At 44.5% G+C, this 13,463-nt stretch carries 11 protein-coding genes; 7 read left to right on the top strand and 4 right to left on the bottom strand.

From position 1 onward, the window contains the following. Positions 1–17 precede the first annotated feature (17 nt). The 5 genes from ACPD8L_RS05960 (at position 18) to trxB (ending at position 4,550) form a co-directional block, all read left to right on the top strand. Positions 18–470 (top strand): NUDIX hydrolase, encoded by a 453-nt coding sequence (locus ACPD8L_RS05960; RefSeq protein WP_116218081.1) that lies wholly within the window; start codon positions 18–20, stop codon positions 468–470. Continuing rightward, the gene (locus ACPD8L_RS05955) at positions 436–849 is read left to right on the top strand and encodes a VOC family protein (protein ID WP_116218080.1); all 414 of its coding nucleotides are present in this window, start codon (positions 436–438) and stop codon (positions 847–849) included. The genes ACPD8L_RS05960 and ACPD8L_RS05955 overlap by 35 nt, the downstream gene beginning before the upstream one ends. A gap of 2 nt (positions 850–851) precedes the next feature. Beyond that, entirely contained in the window at positions 852–1,637 is a 786-nt protein-coding gene (locus tag ACPD8L_RS05950) for an RMD1 family protein (protein ID WP_423942492.1), read from the top strand. A gap of 9 nt (positions 1,638–1,646) precedes the next feature. Then, positions 1,647–3,020 (top strand): 30S ribosomal protein S6--L-glutamate ligase, encoded by a 1,374-nt coding sequence (rimK, locus tag ACPD8L_RS05945; RefSeq protein WP_423942976.1) that lies wholly within the window; start codon positions 1,647–1,649, stop codon positions 3,018–3,020. A 561-nt stretch (positions 3,021–3,581) separates the two neighbouring features. Beyond that, the gene (gene trxB, locus ACPD8L_RS05940) at positions 3,582–4,550 is read left to right on the top strand and encodes a thioredoxin-disulfide reductase (protein ID WP_293301367.1); all 969 of its coding nucleotides are present in this window, start codon (positions 3,582–3,584) and stop codon (positions 4,548–4,550) included. A 75-nt stretch (positions 4,551–4,625) separates the two neighbouring features. Here the strand turns inward: trxB and ACPD8L_RS05935 are convergent, their stop codons facing one another. Beyond that, complete coding sequence (locus tag ACPD8L_RS05935) at positions 4,626–5,075, bottom strand: hypothetical protein (protein ID WP_116218076.1); 450 nt, start codon at positions 5,073–5,075, stop codon at positions 4,626–4,628. A 288-nt stretch (positions 5,076–5,363) separates the two neighbouring features. On the opposite strand from ACPD8L_RS05935, the gene ACPD8L_RS05930 reads away from it, so the two are divergent. Both ACPD8L_RS05930 and ACPD8L_RS05925 read left to right on the top strand, forming a co-directional pair. Beyond that, entirely contained in the window at positions 5,364–8,483 is a 3,120-nt protein-coding gene (locus tag ACPD8L_RS05930) for a SusC/RagA family TonB-linked outer membrane protein (protein ID WP_421809709.1), read from the top strand. A 9-nt stretch (positions 8,484–8,492) separates the two neighbouring features. Continuing rightward, positions 8,493–9,980 (top strand): SusD/RagB family nutrient-binding outer membrane lipoprotein, encoded by a 1,488-nt coding sequence (locus ACPD8L_RS05925; protein WP_423942490.1) that lies wholly within the window; start codon positions 8,493–8,495, stop codon positions 9,978–9,980. A 76-nt stretch (positions 9,981–10,056) separates the two neighbouring features. Here ACPD8L_RS05925 and ACPD8L_RS05920 read toward each other — a convergent pair whose 3' ends face one another. From ACPD8L_RS05920 to ACPD8L_RS05910, 3 genes are all read right to left on the bottom strand, one after another. Further along, complete coding sequence (locus ACPD8L_RS05920; protein WP_421809707.1) at positions 10,057–11,259, bottom strand: C40 family peptidase; 1,203 nt, start codon at positions 11,257–11,259, stop codon at positions 10,057–10,059. A gap of 65 nt (positions 11,260–11,324) precedes the next feature. Beyond that, complete coding sequence (locus ACPD8L_RS05915) at positions 11,325–12,377, bottom strand: pyridoxal phosphate-dependent aminotransferase family protein (protein WP_423942488.1); 1,053 nt, start codon at positions 12,375–12,377, stop codon at positions 11,325–11,327. Continuing rightward, a complete protein-coding gene (locus ACPD8L_RS05910; RefSeq protein WP_421809705.1) occupies positions 12,377–13,387 on the bottom strand; it encodes a dipeptide epimerase in 1,011 nt (336 codons plus the stop codon). Before ACPD8L_RS05910 ends, ACPD8L_RS05915 begins: the two co-directional genes overlap by 1 nt. Positions 13,388–13,463 lie beyond the last annotated feature (76 nt).

Here is a 13,463-nt window from a genome sequence, read left to right as displayed (position 1 = left end):
TGTCCATACACTTTCAAATGAAAAAAGTGGTCAAATCTAGGTTGGTAGCCACCCATAAGGACAAGGTGTTGGTATTGAAAAAAGTGGATAAACCACTTCGATATACCTTGCCCGGCGGTGTCAAGAAAAAAAAGGAGACCGAGGAGGAGACCCTGATCCGTGAAGTTGGGGAGGAGATTAAGCTGAAATTGTCCCTTGGGCAGTTCCAATTTTACCTTTCCCACCTTAAAAAAGGAAAAGAAGGCGCTGTCGTCAAGAACTATTATCTGGTGCACTTGGAGGCTAAACCCATCAAAGTGAAGGAAAAGCACAAGTTTGCCGCCACCTATTGGATGCCTTGGAAAGAAGCCTTGCCCTTTATGGATAAATCGGACCGAATGGCGGTGCGATCCTACTTCAAAAGTTTTAAAAGAAAAACAAAGAAACACAAGAATAATGGAAATCAAGTTTCATCTCGCCTTGCCATGTAAGAACATAGCGGAGACCAAGGCTTTTTACCAAGATGTGGTAAAGGCCAATTTTGGAAGGCAGACTGAAAAGTGGTTGGATGTTGACCTTTTTGGCCATCAGCTGACCTTTACCGAGTCGGGCAGTTTTAATTTCGATTTTAAAAACTACCGCTTGGAGGATTATATCTTGCCTTCGTTCCATTTTGGGGTCATTGTGCCCGTGGATGTGTGGGGCGAGCTATACTCGAGATTGTTCCAGATGGATTTGGAAATCACCACCGAAGCCACCTTCATGCAAAGCAAAACGGGAGAACACCTTTCCTTTTTTGTGCAAGACCCCAATGGCTATATGGTGGAGTTCAAAAGTTTTAAGGACCCCAGCGAGATTTTCGCGCTGTAAAAATGGATACAAAAGCTATAGCGGTACATTTGGCCGCAAGCATAGACATTTCCAGTTGTAGGCAGGCCATCAAGGGGGAGCTTCTGTTCGGGGACCGTGATGAGCTGTTCTATTCCGATGCAGTAGGGTATTTGTACATATTCAAGTACGGAATTGTATCGTTCTTTGGGTATGATTGGAATGGGATAAACCACATTTCGGAAATGATCAAACCTTTTTGTCTGGAATGGCGTTCCCCGGAGCTTACGGAAGAGATTGAAGTACAACTTGAATCGGAGGATTTTCAGCCCAAAGTAGGCAACAGTAAGGTGATTTTGCCAAAATCCAATAAGGAGGCCATGCGTCTTACCTTACTCCATCTTTCACAATCCGTGGCCTTGGATTACTTTGCCGGACTTTCAGAACAAATCATGAAAGAGACGCGGGCCCATACGACCTATCTGGAACGGTTTGGGAAGTTGGACCTAGGCGGAAAGAAACTGAAAAAACATATCGGCAAGGTGCTGAACATCAACAACCAGATATCCGAGAACCTCTATATTTTTGATTCCCATGAAGTGGCTTGGGAAGATGAGGCATTGGACCGATTGGACAAAAATTTAAAACAGACCTTTGACCTTAAGGAAAGATATCGTACCATAAAGGAACAAGGATACATCATAAAGGAAAATTTAAGTCTTTTCAAGGACATAATGGACCATAGGGAAAGCAGTAGACTGGAATGGATCATCATCATTTTGATTCTGGTAGAGGTCATGGACCTGTTCATTATGCGATTGATCAATTAATCATAATTTATTTTGGACGTAGCAAAAATATTGGGCAGCGAGGAATGGTGCCGTTTGGAGGAAATGGGAATTCCGGCCATCAAGGCACGGGTGGATTCAGGGGCGAAGACCTCTTCGATTCAGGCCAATAAAATCAAGATTTTTTCAAAGGGATTGGAAGACTGGGTACGCTTTGAAGTGAACCCATTACAGGACAACCGTAGTATTTCCATCCTTTGCCAAGCAAAGTTGTACGATATTAGGAGCGTAAAGAGTTCCCAAGGTATTTCCGAGGAGCGCCCAGTGATCAAGACCCCGGTCACCATTGGTGACGAAACGTTTGAAATAGAGCTGACCCTTGCCAATAGGGATACCATGGAGTATCGGATGCTCTTGGGACGTGAAGCCCTTAATGGACGTTTTTTGGTAGACCCCTCGAAAAGTTTTTGTCAGGGTGATGTTCCCCAAGACGAAATTACCAAAAAATACAGGCCTTTCATGACCGAAAAGTCGGGATTGACCTTGGGTCTTTTGGCTAGCAACCCGGAACTGTATAGCAACAAAAGAATTGTTGAGGCGGGTGAGTTGAGGGGGCACAAAGTGGTTTTTCTGAATGTGGAAAACGTGTACATGAAACTGGATGCCGGCTCTCCCGAGATTCGGTACCGGGGTGGGAACATTTTGGATAAGTTTGATGCGGTGATTCCACGGATAAAGCCTTCCGTTACCTTTTATGGGTGCGCCCTGTTACGGCAGTTTGATACCCTTGGGGTGTACTGTCTCAATTCTGCTGACTCCATTAGCAAGTCCAGGGATAAGTTGTTTGCCTCGCAATTGTTCTCTAAGAACGACATCCATATCCCCATTACCGGTTTTGCCAAATCCCCCATGGATACCAAGGACCTTATCCGAATGGTGAACGGTTCCCCATTGATCATAAAGCTTTTGGAGAGTACACAGGGCAAAGGCGTGGTATTGGCAGAGACCAACAAAGCGGCCGAAAGTGTCATCAATGCCTTTAAAAGTGTGCAGACCAACATTTTGGTACAAGAATTCATCAAGGAAGCCAATGGTCAGGATATTCGCTGCTTTGTGGTGAATGGAAAAGTAGTGGCCTCCATGCAACGCCAGGCACAAAAAGGGGAGTTCAGGGCCAATATCCATCAAGGTGGGGCCGCCTCTTTGGTGAAAATAACCCCGGAAGAACGAAAGTTGGCCATTAAATCCGCCAAGGTACTCAACTTGGACGTGGCAGGAGTGGATATCATCCGTTCCAATAGAGGGCCATTACTCCTGGAGGTGAATTCTTCCCCCGGTTTGGAGGGCATAGAGAACGCCACAGGAATGGATATTGCCAACGTGATGATAGAGACCATTGAGAAAAAGCTGAAATATTCCAGATAAAGAATTCCAATTGGAAATTATTTTTCGCAGGAATTTTCCTTCCCTATACACGGTTTTGTAGAAGTCATTTTAAAAATATGAATTCAAAAGGGCCATTCGTGAACGCAAAAGGGCCATTGGTTAGTTTACCCCTATTTTAAAAAACGATTCGCTGTAAGTTTACCCCAGTCAAAACAAGGTGCTTTAAGGTTAAAAGTACAAACCTCCTAAAATAGGATGGGGTAATTGTAGGGTACTCATAGTGTTCTTTACCTAAGTTCTAGTTCTAAAGAGGTTTCCGTTGCGCCAGGGGGTTTTTGAGGTTGAGCCCCTTGGTTGTAACGGTTTTTGAAAAGCCAGACAAAATTGTTTTTTCATGAACTGAGTCTACTTATAAAAAGGAAGAGCCGCTCCCAACGGCTCTTTTCTATTTATGCATGTTCATAATGATGGTTGATGCCCCTGATGATAAATGTTCACATCTTTTTAATAAATCCAAAGAGGAATGCCCAATCCTGCTTTGTAAGTTTCTGTACAAAAAACCTACTTTTGTAGGATAGAATATTGAGGAAGATTTTTGTTATGTCAGAACAACTGGAAAGAGTAAAAACATTGATTGTTGGTTCGGGACCTGCGGGGTACACGGCTGCAATCTACGCTGCTAGGGCCGATTTGAAACCTGTACTGTACACTGGAATGGAACCTGGTGGGCAATTGACCACTACAACAGAGGTGGATAATTTCCCTGGATATCCCGAAGGGATAGACGGACCCACCATGATGATGCAATTGCAACAGCAAGCGGAACGATTTGGCACCGAGGTGCGGATAGGAATGATCACTGCGGTGGATTTAAGCGATGAGGTGGGAGGAATCCACAAAGTTACCGTGGATGATTCCAAAATTGTGGAAGCCGAGACCATTATCATTTCAACAGGAGCGTCTGCAAAATACTTGAACATCCCCAGCGAGCAACGTTTAAGGGGTGGTGGAGTATCAGCCTGCGCCGTTTGTGATGGATTCTTTTACAAAGGTCAGGAAGTGGCCATTGTAGGTGGTGGGGATACTGCTGCCGAAGAAGCATCATACCTTGCCAATATCTGCAAAAAGGTCACCATGCTCGTCCGTAAAGACGAAATGAGGGCCTCAAAGGCTATGCAACACAGGGTGAACAGTCTTGAAAATATAGAGGTTCGGTACAATACCGAAGTTGATGAAGTAATTGGGGACCAAGTGGTGGAAGGCCTTAGAATGGTAAACAACCAAACAGGGGAAAAAGAAGAAATTGCCATCACGGGACTTTTCATCGCAATTGGACACAAGCCCAATACCGATATTTTTAAAGGACAACTGGAAATGGATGAAACAGGGTATCTGATTACCGAACCCAAATCCACCAAGACCAGCAAACCAGGTGTTTTTGCCAGTGGCGATGCCCAAGATAAAATATACAGACAAGCTATAACCGCTGCAGGAACAGGTTGTATGGCTGCCTTGGATGCAGAGCGCTATTTGGCCACTGTGGAAAGCAAGGAGACCTTGGTATCCTAAGCTTGAAAGATATTTCATGAAATTAAAAAAGGCACTGGAATTTCCAGTGCCTTTTTTAGTGCAACCTTGATTTAATCAATCAATTCGGATGTAGTTTTCGGAGAAGGTCCTGTTTCCTTCTTCATCAAAGCTTATTTGGCTATAGGTATCCTCTGTGATATTAAGCTCAAAGCGGAATACCCGTAAGGTATCCAAGGCACTCATCATGGAGGAAGAGGCATATTCCAAGGTTTCGATCAAAGAATCGGGCGTAATCTTATATCGACCATACCCAAACCATTCCACAGTATCCTGTGGCACATAACGAGACCACATGACCCTGCCGTTATAATACATTTTTACCTGTCGGTATCCATCTGCTTTGGGTACCGTGTCCGAAATGTTTACTCCATCATCGTAGCTGTAAAAACTCTTTAATTCCCATGTTCCCTCAATGGAATGCATTGTTTCAGGTTTTGGCGGTGTGAGCCATGCTGCGGAAATAAAAACCAACACCAATAAAACCAATCCAAGTATTTTTTTCATGATCGGTGTGTTTAAGTTAATGATAGTTAAGCCTTAATAAGATACGATAAAAACTGAAAAATCCACAAAAAGAGCAGTAAAAAATTAACAGTATTTCAATCCAAGGAGTTTTTGATGTTGAATGTATGGGAGAAATAAAAAATTGGAAAAAAGTTGCGGTTCCATGATTTTTTTGAATATTGCACACTCTTACCTCAATATTTTTACAAATACAACATTTTTTTAAGTTATTGTTTGATTATTAAATTTTTTTGTCAATATTCATCATTAAATAACAAAAACTAAAGAATGAAGAACGTTTATTTCATTTTGATGGGGCTGTTTATGGGGATTACCGCCTATGGACAGACCATCACAGGAACGGTAACTGATTCATCAGGCCAACCTCTACCGGGTGTCACCATTGTTGTTCAAGGAACAACAAACGGCACGACAACAGATTTTGATGGGAATTACTCCATCACCGCTTCAAGCGGACAGGTACTGCAATTTTCGTATTTGGGAATGCAGACGCAAGACGTGACCGTTGGGTCACAGACTAGGCTTAATGTGGTCATGGAAGAAGATTCAACACAACTGGATGAAGTGGTGGTAACCGCTTTTGGTGTTGAACAGAAGCAAAAATCCCTTGGGTATTCGGTTACCAAGGTAAGTGCGGAAGATGTTAACCTTGTTGGCCAAGCCAACCCGATCGAAACCTTGCAAGGGCGTATTGCAGGTGTGCAGATCAATCGTACATCGGGAACTTCCGGTGGTGGGGTGGACATCTTGATCCGTGGGGTAACCTCCATTGACCCTTCCCGGGGCAACCAACCTTTGATCATTGTGGACGGTCTGGCCCTTAACAACGATACCTTTGCGGGTGAAGTAAGGCCCAGTGCAGGTTCCAATTCGCCAAACAGTTCGGAGCAGTTTGCTTTTTCGAACAGGGCAGGTGACCTTAACCCAGAGGATATCGAAAGTTTTAACGTGTTAAAGGGTGCGGCGGCAACGGCACTTTATGGGGTGCGGGCCTCCAATGGTGCGATTATCATTACCACCAAAAAAGGAAAGCAGGGCAAGGCTAAGGTTAATCTGACCGCTTCCACTACTTTTAGGACGGTAAGGACCACTCCACCCCTTCAGACCAAATACAGGGAAGGGTTTTCGGGAGCTCCAAGAACCTTGTACGACCCCAACTCCGAAACTGGTTTCAACCGGGTTCAAAATGCAACCTCTTTCTACTCATGGGGTCCCGAGTATGCTCTGGATTCCTACGATTTGGGTGGAGGAGAGATTGTTGACTTGTCCAATGACCGTTTCTACAGTCCGTATGATATTTTTAGAACTGGGTTCAACTCCCAGCTCAACATGAACCTTAGTGGTGCCAGTGAGCGGTTGAACTATTATTTCTCCGTGGGAAACAACAGCGAGCAAGGTGTTTTGCCCAATACGGATTATAAAAAGACCAATTTTAGGTTAAAGGCGGGTTATAAGGTAACGGATAACTTCACCATTGATGGTTCGGTAGCGTTCTCCAATTCAGGAGGAAAGAGGGCCAATGGAGGAGATAAGTCCGTGATGAGTGCCCTTTCCTACTTTTCAGGGACCTTTCCTATAAATGATTATAAGAACCCTGATGGAAGTGAGCGTGATTATTCCTTTGGTATTATAGACAACCCAAGGTATCTCATGGAAACCAGTAATCTGGAGGATGACGTAAACCGATGGATTGGGAACACTACCATGACTTGGTCCCCAAAAGATTGGGTCACCTTTACCTATGCTGCCCAGATAGACAACTACTCTGATGCCAGAAACCGATATGTGGGCCCCGATTTGGATGGAGGCTCGCAAGTGGGCGGTTTTATCTTGGAGCAGAACATTAACTTCACTGGGTTGGAATCCAACTTTTTGGCAGCGTTCAATAAGTCGTGGTCAGATGATTTTACAACGGATTTGACCGTTGGACATCAATTGTCCGATTCAAAACGATCCTATCTTGAAGCTAGGGGAGAGGGATTGAATATTCCCGGATTGAACGAAATAGGCAATACCACCAACTTTTTTATCAATAAAAGTGTGGTGCAAGAACGCGTTATGGGTGTTTTTGGTGAACTCAAATTCGGATACAAGGACAAATTATTCCTGTCTTTGACCGGAAGAAATGACTGGATCTCGACCTTGCCTGCTGAAAACAGATCGTTCTTTTATCCATCGGCAAGTTTGGCCTATGATATATCCGATCTATTCGGTGAGAACAGTGTATTTACCTTTGGTAAGCTGAGAGCTTCATGGGCAGAGGTAGGTAAAGGCCCAGGTTTTGGGCAGGCAGGACAGTACTATGTAGTGGATGGAGACTTTCCCTTTGGTGGTGTAGGTGGATATAGAAGAAGTACCCAGAGAGGTTTCGAAATTGTACCCGAAAAGAACCAATCCACTGAGTTTGGTGCGGACCTTAGGTTTATGGACAACCGTATCCGGTTGGATTATGCCTATTACAACTCCCGTGTCAAAGATCAAATATTTGGTGTAGGTGTGGCCAACTCCTCTGGATATTCCCAAATTTTCCGAAATGCAGGGGATTACAAAGTCTTTGGACATGAGTTTCTCTTGAGCGCTGATGTCATCCGGAACCAAAACCTTAGATGGGAACTTATCCTGAACTGGTCTACCAGTGAAGGGGAGGTCCTTGAAATTCCTGACGATGTTGAATCCATCATTTTTGCCGACTCTGGATTTGCCGGGGTTACCTCGGAAGTAAGGGAAGGTGATAAAATGGGGAATCTATACGGATACAAATGGGTCTATGAAAACGGGGAACGTTACATAGATGCCAATGGTTTACCAGTAATCAATACAGACGAAAGGGTAATAGTAGGGAATGCTTTCCCTGATTTCATCTCTTCCATTGGAAGTAACCTCAAATGGAAAGGTATTGGCTTCAATTTCTTGTTGGAATACAAGAAAGGAGGGGATTTGTACGATGCAGGCCAAAGAAATTCCATCAGAAACGGAATATTGGAGAGTACCCTTCAGCGTGATGTCAATGTGGTGCTGGATGGTGTCATGGATGACGGAAATGGAGGATTTGTTCCCAATACAACAGAGACTTTGATAGATGCCAATTACTACAGGAACTCCAACGCGTACAACCGTGCTTCGGAAGTTTTGGTTCAGGATGCCTCATGGGTGAAACTCAGAAGTGTATCATTGTCCTATGATATCCAAAGTAAGATCATCAAGGATTTGAACTTGGAAAAGGTTAGTGTTTCCGCCAGTGTCAATAACGTTTTGCTCTGGACTCCTTTTGATGGGTATGATCCAGAAGGAAACCAGTACAGTGCCGGTAGCAATGTATATGGTTTCACCGGATTGAACATTCCATTGAGTGAAAGCTATTCGTTTGGTTTAAATATTGCATTTTAAAAAATGACTATGAAAAGAGTAAGAATAAGTATAGATAAGGTTTTTCTACTGTGCTCCCTAGTGTTTATTGTGGGCTGCAGTGAGGATTATTTCGATGTGAACACCCCTTCCAATACCGCCACTGAGGAAGCGCTGCGTATGCAGGACCTTATGGCTCCTGTGATACATAGCACCATGGAAGGGCAACGATCTGCCGAACTTTCCTTTGGCAATTACGTACAATATTTTGTGAATACGGGGGGAGGCGCAGCCGGGCAGACCTCCGCTTCAGGGCTTTGGAGTCAGGTCTATCTCTACATTTTGCCCAATCTGGAAGTGATAAAGGCAAAAGCCGTAGAAAATGGAGCTACCCATATTGAGGCCATTTCAGACATTCTCATAGCGGCCAACATTGGTATCGCTACGGATACGTGGGACAATATCCCGTATTCTGAAGCAGGCGATGGCCCCGCGAACAATTTCCCAACGTTTGATACACAAGAGGAAATTTACACCGAGATTTTTAGTCTGTTGGATGCTGCGATTGCCAAATTGGAGGCCGCGGATACTTCCGTATTCAATTTAGGTTCCTCCGATTTGATTTATGGAGGGGATACGGACAAATGGCTAAGGGCCGCGTATTCATTGAAAGCACGTTATCAACTGCATTTGGTCAACAAAGGGGTTGTTTCACCAAATGATGTTCTGGCCACTGTAGATAATGGGTTTACCTCGAACGAGGACAACTTCGCCATGTATTATGACGATAGAAACATCAACCCTTGGTATTCCGAGGAAGTTTTGGCCCGAAATACAGGGAACCTGAGCAAGGATATCGCAAGCCAATTGGTAAGTTCCATGAACGGTGAGTACTTTCCTTTTCTAGGGGGAACCGTGGAAATAGACCCAAGGCTTCCCTTGTTTGCCGAAAACAATGATGAAGCGGAGTACAAAGGCTACGTAAGTGGCGGTGGCGGTGTGGCGCCAGATGGTACTGATGCCAACACAGGCTTTAGAACGGATGGGTTTTACACCAGCGTAGATTCCCCCCTGATTCTCATCAGTTATGCCGAAGTATTGTTCATTAAGGCGGAAGCCGCTTTCTTGGCGAATGGGGGCACTACCACTAGTGTGGGCTCCAATGCAACGGCATACACCGCATATATGGACGGAATTGCCGCCAGTATGGAAATGTATGGAGCAGATGGAGCGGATTATATGGCAGATGGAGCTATTGCTGTGGGTGAAGGCGCCCTGATGTTGAGCCATATCATGAAAGAAAAGTACATCCATAATTTCTTGAACCCAGAAACCTTTGTGGATTACAGGAGATATGACTTCTCAAATGATGTTTTCACCGGATTGGAAATCAGAAGTGAAGAAGAAAGTGCGGATACGGAGTTTCCTGGCCAATGGTTTAGAAGGGCAAATTACCCTACCAGTGAGTTGAACAGGAACGAAGCCAACGTACTGGCCAATCAAAAAGACCCCGTTGCTCCTGTTTGGTGGGACGAATAGATAATAATAGACCTAGAGTATAATAAAAAAGGCCATCCCAATCGGGATGGCCTTTTTGCTGTTGAATATTTTTAGCCTAGAAGATGTTCTTTTCCGTTAAGTACAAAAGTCCCTCGTCCGTTTCGTTTAGAATGCGTTTGCTACGGAGATAGCGATTGTAATTGTACTCATCAAAATTTTCCGAGTCCTTATCCATGCTGCTGATGTGTACATCCCCAGCCGAATGGATAAATTCATTGTTTCCAATCCACATGCCCACATGGATCACCCTTTCTGGGCTTGTATCGGTTGCCTTTCTTCCAAAGAAAAGCAGGTCACCGGGAACCAATTTGTCAAAATCCTTTGAATCATCGATTAAAATTCCTTCGTGAATTTGTTGGGAGGCATCACGGGGTATGATCATCCCGTTCATGAAATATACAGTTTTGGTAAAACCGCTGCAATCCACCCCTTTGGCAGAGGTTCCTCCCCACAGGTACGGTACACCCAGCATTTTCTTGGAGGTGGCCACCAAGGCCTCCTTGGTCAGGGGCAATGAGGAGGTCCACGTTGCGTAAGGAGCTGCTTCCGATTTGGAAATAAAGCCTTTTCTCCCATCAGGATAGTTCACTTCATAAAAACCAGCCTGTTCAGAGACCAGTTGCAAAATATTGCCAAAGACTAAATCAGATACCACTTGGGAAGCAGCATCTGCCTCGGCAAAGGCATTTCCATAGGTTTGGGTATAGATCAACTTATCGGAAGCTTGCCATTCCCCAAAAACAGATTTGTCCATCAATTCCAATCCACCGCTATCTACCCATCCCAAATAATGATCAGGGGTTTGTACGCGGTACCAGTTTCGTTCTTTCTGATACACTTTTAATGGGGTGCCCAAGGTTGCTTGGGTCACCATTTCGGCGGAATGGGAGGGATTTCCCCTTAAATTGGCAACTGAAACTGTTACCACACCTTGAATTTTACCTTCCAAGGTTGCCGACGGGAGCACTTCAATACTGTCGGTATAGCTGATTTTTTGACTTTCAAGCTCTTCTCGGAAAGATTGTAGCGCATCAGGGAGATTGGTCACACCTTTAATAAGATAACCTTCTGGGTTTTTCTCGACCTCTAGGTCAAAGATGGCTACGCGTTTGTCCGGAGCAAAGGTTTCCTTGGTGGTTGAAATAAGGGCATCGACCTTGTCATTTTCCGTAGTCGTATCTGTTTTGCATGACGTAAAGAGAATGAATAGTGTCAGTAGGAGTGATAATCCTTTTTCGCGAAAGCTTGGATACTTCATGAATGTATTTTTAAATGTTTTGGTTGGTTAATCCATGCAAAATAACCAATTAGAGTGAGATGGACTTAACGCATTAGACGGTTTAGACCATTGGTCAATTGTAGGATGTCCTCTTTTAGATGGTAGGCGCTCAATACAATTCTACTGACTATGGGCCCATTTTTATCCGGATAGTTGAAATTGGTAAAGACAAAACCATTCTTTTCCAGTGACTTGGCCAATTCTGGATTGGAAAACTCAAAGGAGGGATGTCCTTCAATATGGGTGAAGGTTTCCAAAGAATGCAAGGATTTTTTAAAAAGTTCCAGATGTTCCATGACAGCGGTCCTTCTTTCCCTGTAAATAGGACCTGCATCCAAAAGGGTACCCATAAAAGCGGGGGGAGCCGGACTCGCACCTCCATAAAAAGCCGTGTTTCGGAGCATTTGTATGCTGTCAGCGGTTCCCAATACGGCCCCTGCCTGTATGCCGAGACCTTTTCCCAAGGAACAGCAGACCATAAGCTGTGCCGGATTTAGATTTTTCAGCATTGTATAGCAACCCTTACCCTGTTCTCCCACAATACCAATACCATGGGAATCATCGCCCACTAAAATGATTTTCTCCAAAGGAAGTTCCCGTAAGGCCTCAAAATTGGGAAACTGTCCGCCTGAAAAATCCAAAGTGTCAAAAAGCACCACGGGAGGTTTGCCCTTGGGATTTTCTTCCAAGGTTAGGATGATGTGCTGGTGTAGCTCCTCAAAACTTTGGGTTTGGACTACACCATGGACAAGGAGGGCTGTATGTGTATTGGGAGCGGCAAAAAGGGAATGCCCTTTTTGTAAAAGGGTCTGGACCACCAATTGGGCGGCCAAATATCCTGATGACAGGGTCACACAGGCCTCGCTGCCTACCCATTGGCTCAACCAATCTTCGGCTTGGGGATATACTTCCAAGGCTACATTGGACTTTCGGGACGCCCCATAATGGAGTCCGTATTGCTGCACATTCTTTAAGAATATTTCCATGAAAGGAGCATGGGACTGCAGTCCCAGATAAGCAGTGCCCCCAAAATAGAGATACTCCTTACCGTCCACCATTATGGTCCGGTCAGGTATGTGTTGCAGCAAATGGGCCATTACAGCAATTGTATTCCACTGCCCGGAAGCTCAGGGAAAATGAGTTTACCATCATCCAGAATCTGTACGCCTTTTGCAATGTCGGTTTTTAACAACAACGGCCCATCCATATCCACATAATCCAGTTGGGGCAGTAGCTGGGCAATGGCCGATATGCCCACGGTGGACTCGGTCATACAACCTACCATTACTTTTAATCCCAGTTCCTTGGCTTTTTGGATCATCCTAAGGGCAGGGGTAAGGCCACCACATTTGGTCAATTTTATATTGATACCATCAAAGTAGCCGCCACAATTCTCAACATCGCTTTCCACGATACAGCTTTCATCGGCAATGACCGGGAGCACACATTCCTTTTTTACTTTTTCCATACCTTCCCAATCATCCGCCTTTAAGGGCTGTTCCAAAAATTCAACCCCCAACTCTTTTAAAAGAGGAGCGTTTCTAAGGGTTTCTTCGGCGGTCCATGCGCAATTGGCATCTATGCGGAATACGCTATCCGTGTGTTTACGCAATTCGCGTACAATGGCCACGTCATCCGATGTGCCCAGTTTTATTTTGTAGACTGGCCATGGTTTTTCCTGTAGCTTTTCAACCATTTTGGGAATGGTATCGATACCAATCGTGTAATTGGTTATAGGGTATTTGGAGGTATTGGTGCCCCAGATTTCATATAGAGGTTTCCCCTGAAGTTTCCCATACAGATCATTGGCGGCCAAATCCATGGCGCAAAGGGTGAAGTTTTGGAGCCCTAAACCTTTTAAGAACGCATGGAACTTTTCAGGCGTATCAAAATCGTAGGCCTCTATTTCCTGTTGTACCCCTTCTATTTCGGCCTTCATGCTTTCCACCGTGATGTTGTAATACGGATTGGAGGTAGCTTCCCCATAGCCGGTTTCTCCGTTGAGCGAAAGACACACGATCATGGTGTCTTGGGTTACATGGGTTTCTCTTGAGATGCCAAAGGGATGTTGCAGTTGCAACACGTATTTTTTGATTTCTATGCGCATTTGTACAATGATTTTTGGACTTGCTAAGATAACCACATCAGTTGTTGAAAAAGCAAAAACCCGCTGAAATTTCAGC

The organism is Flagellimonas algicida, from assembly GCF_049629585.1.
Taxonomy (GTDB): Bacteria; Bacteroidota; Bacteroidia; order Flavobacteriales; family Flavobacteriaceae; genus Flagellimonas.
The sequence above is the reverse complement of the archived record's forward strand: the minus strand, read 5'-3'. Positions and strand labels throughout refer to the sequence as shown.

Coding starts and splice junctions, on each gene's coding strand:
- ACPD8L_RS05960 (WP_116218081.1), top strand. CDS start 18: ATGAAAAAAGTGGTCAAATCTAGGTTGGTAGCCACCCATAAGGACAAG.
- ACPD8L_RS05955 (WP_116218080.1), top strand. CDS start 436: ATGGAAATCAAGTTTCATCTCGCCTTGCCATGTAAGAACATAGCGGAG.
- ACPD8L_RS05950 (WP_423942492.1), top strand. CDS start 852: ATGGATACAAAAGCTATAGCGGTACATTTGGCCGCAAGCATAGACATT.
- trxB (WP_293301367.1), top strand. CDS start 3,582: ATGTCAGAACAACTGGAAAGAGTAAAAACATTGATTGTTGGTTCGGGA.
- ACPD8L_RS05935 (WP_116218076.1), bottom strand. CDS start 5,075: ATGAAAAAAATACTTGGATTGGTTTTATTGGTGTTGGTTTTTATTTCC.
- ACPD8L_RS05930 (WP_421809709.1), top strand. CDS start 5,364: ATGAAGAACGTTTATTTCATTTTGATGGGGCTGTTTATGGGGATTACC.
- ACPD8L_RS05925 (WP_423942490.1), top strand. CDS start 8,493: ATGAAAAGAGTAAGAATAAGTATAGATAAGGTTTTTCTACTGTGCTCC.
- ACPD8L_RS05920 (WP_421809707.1), bottom strand. CDS start 11,259: ATGAAGTATCCAAGCTTTCGCGAAAAAGGATTATCACTCCTACTGACA.
- ACPD8L_RS05915 (WP_423942488.1), bottom strand. CDS start 12,377: ATGGCCCATTTGCTGCAACACATACCTGACCGGACCATAATGGTGGAC.
- ACPD8L_RS05910 (WP_421809705.1), bottom strand. CDS start 13,387: ATGCGCATAGAAATCAAAAAATACGTGTTGCAACTGCAACATCCCTTT.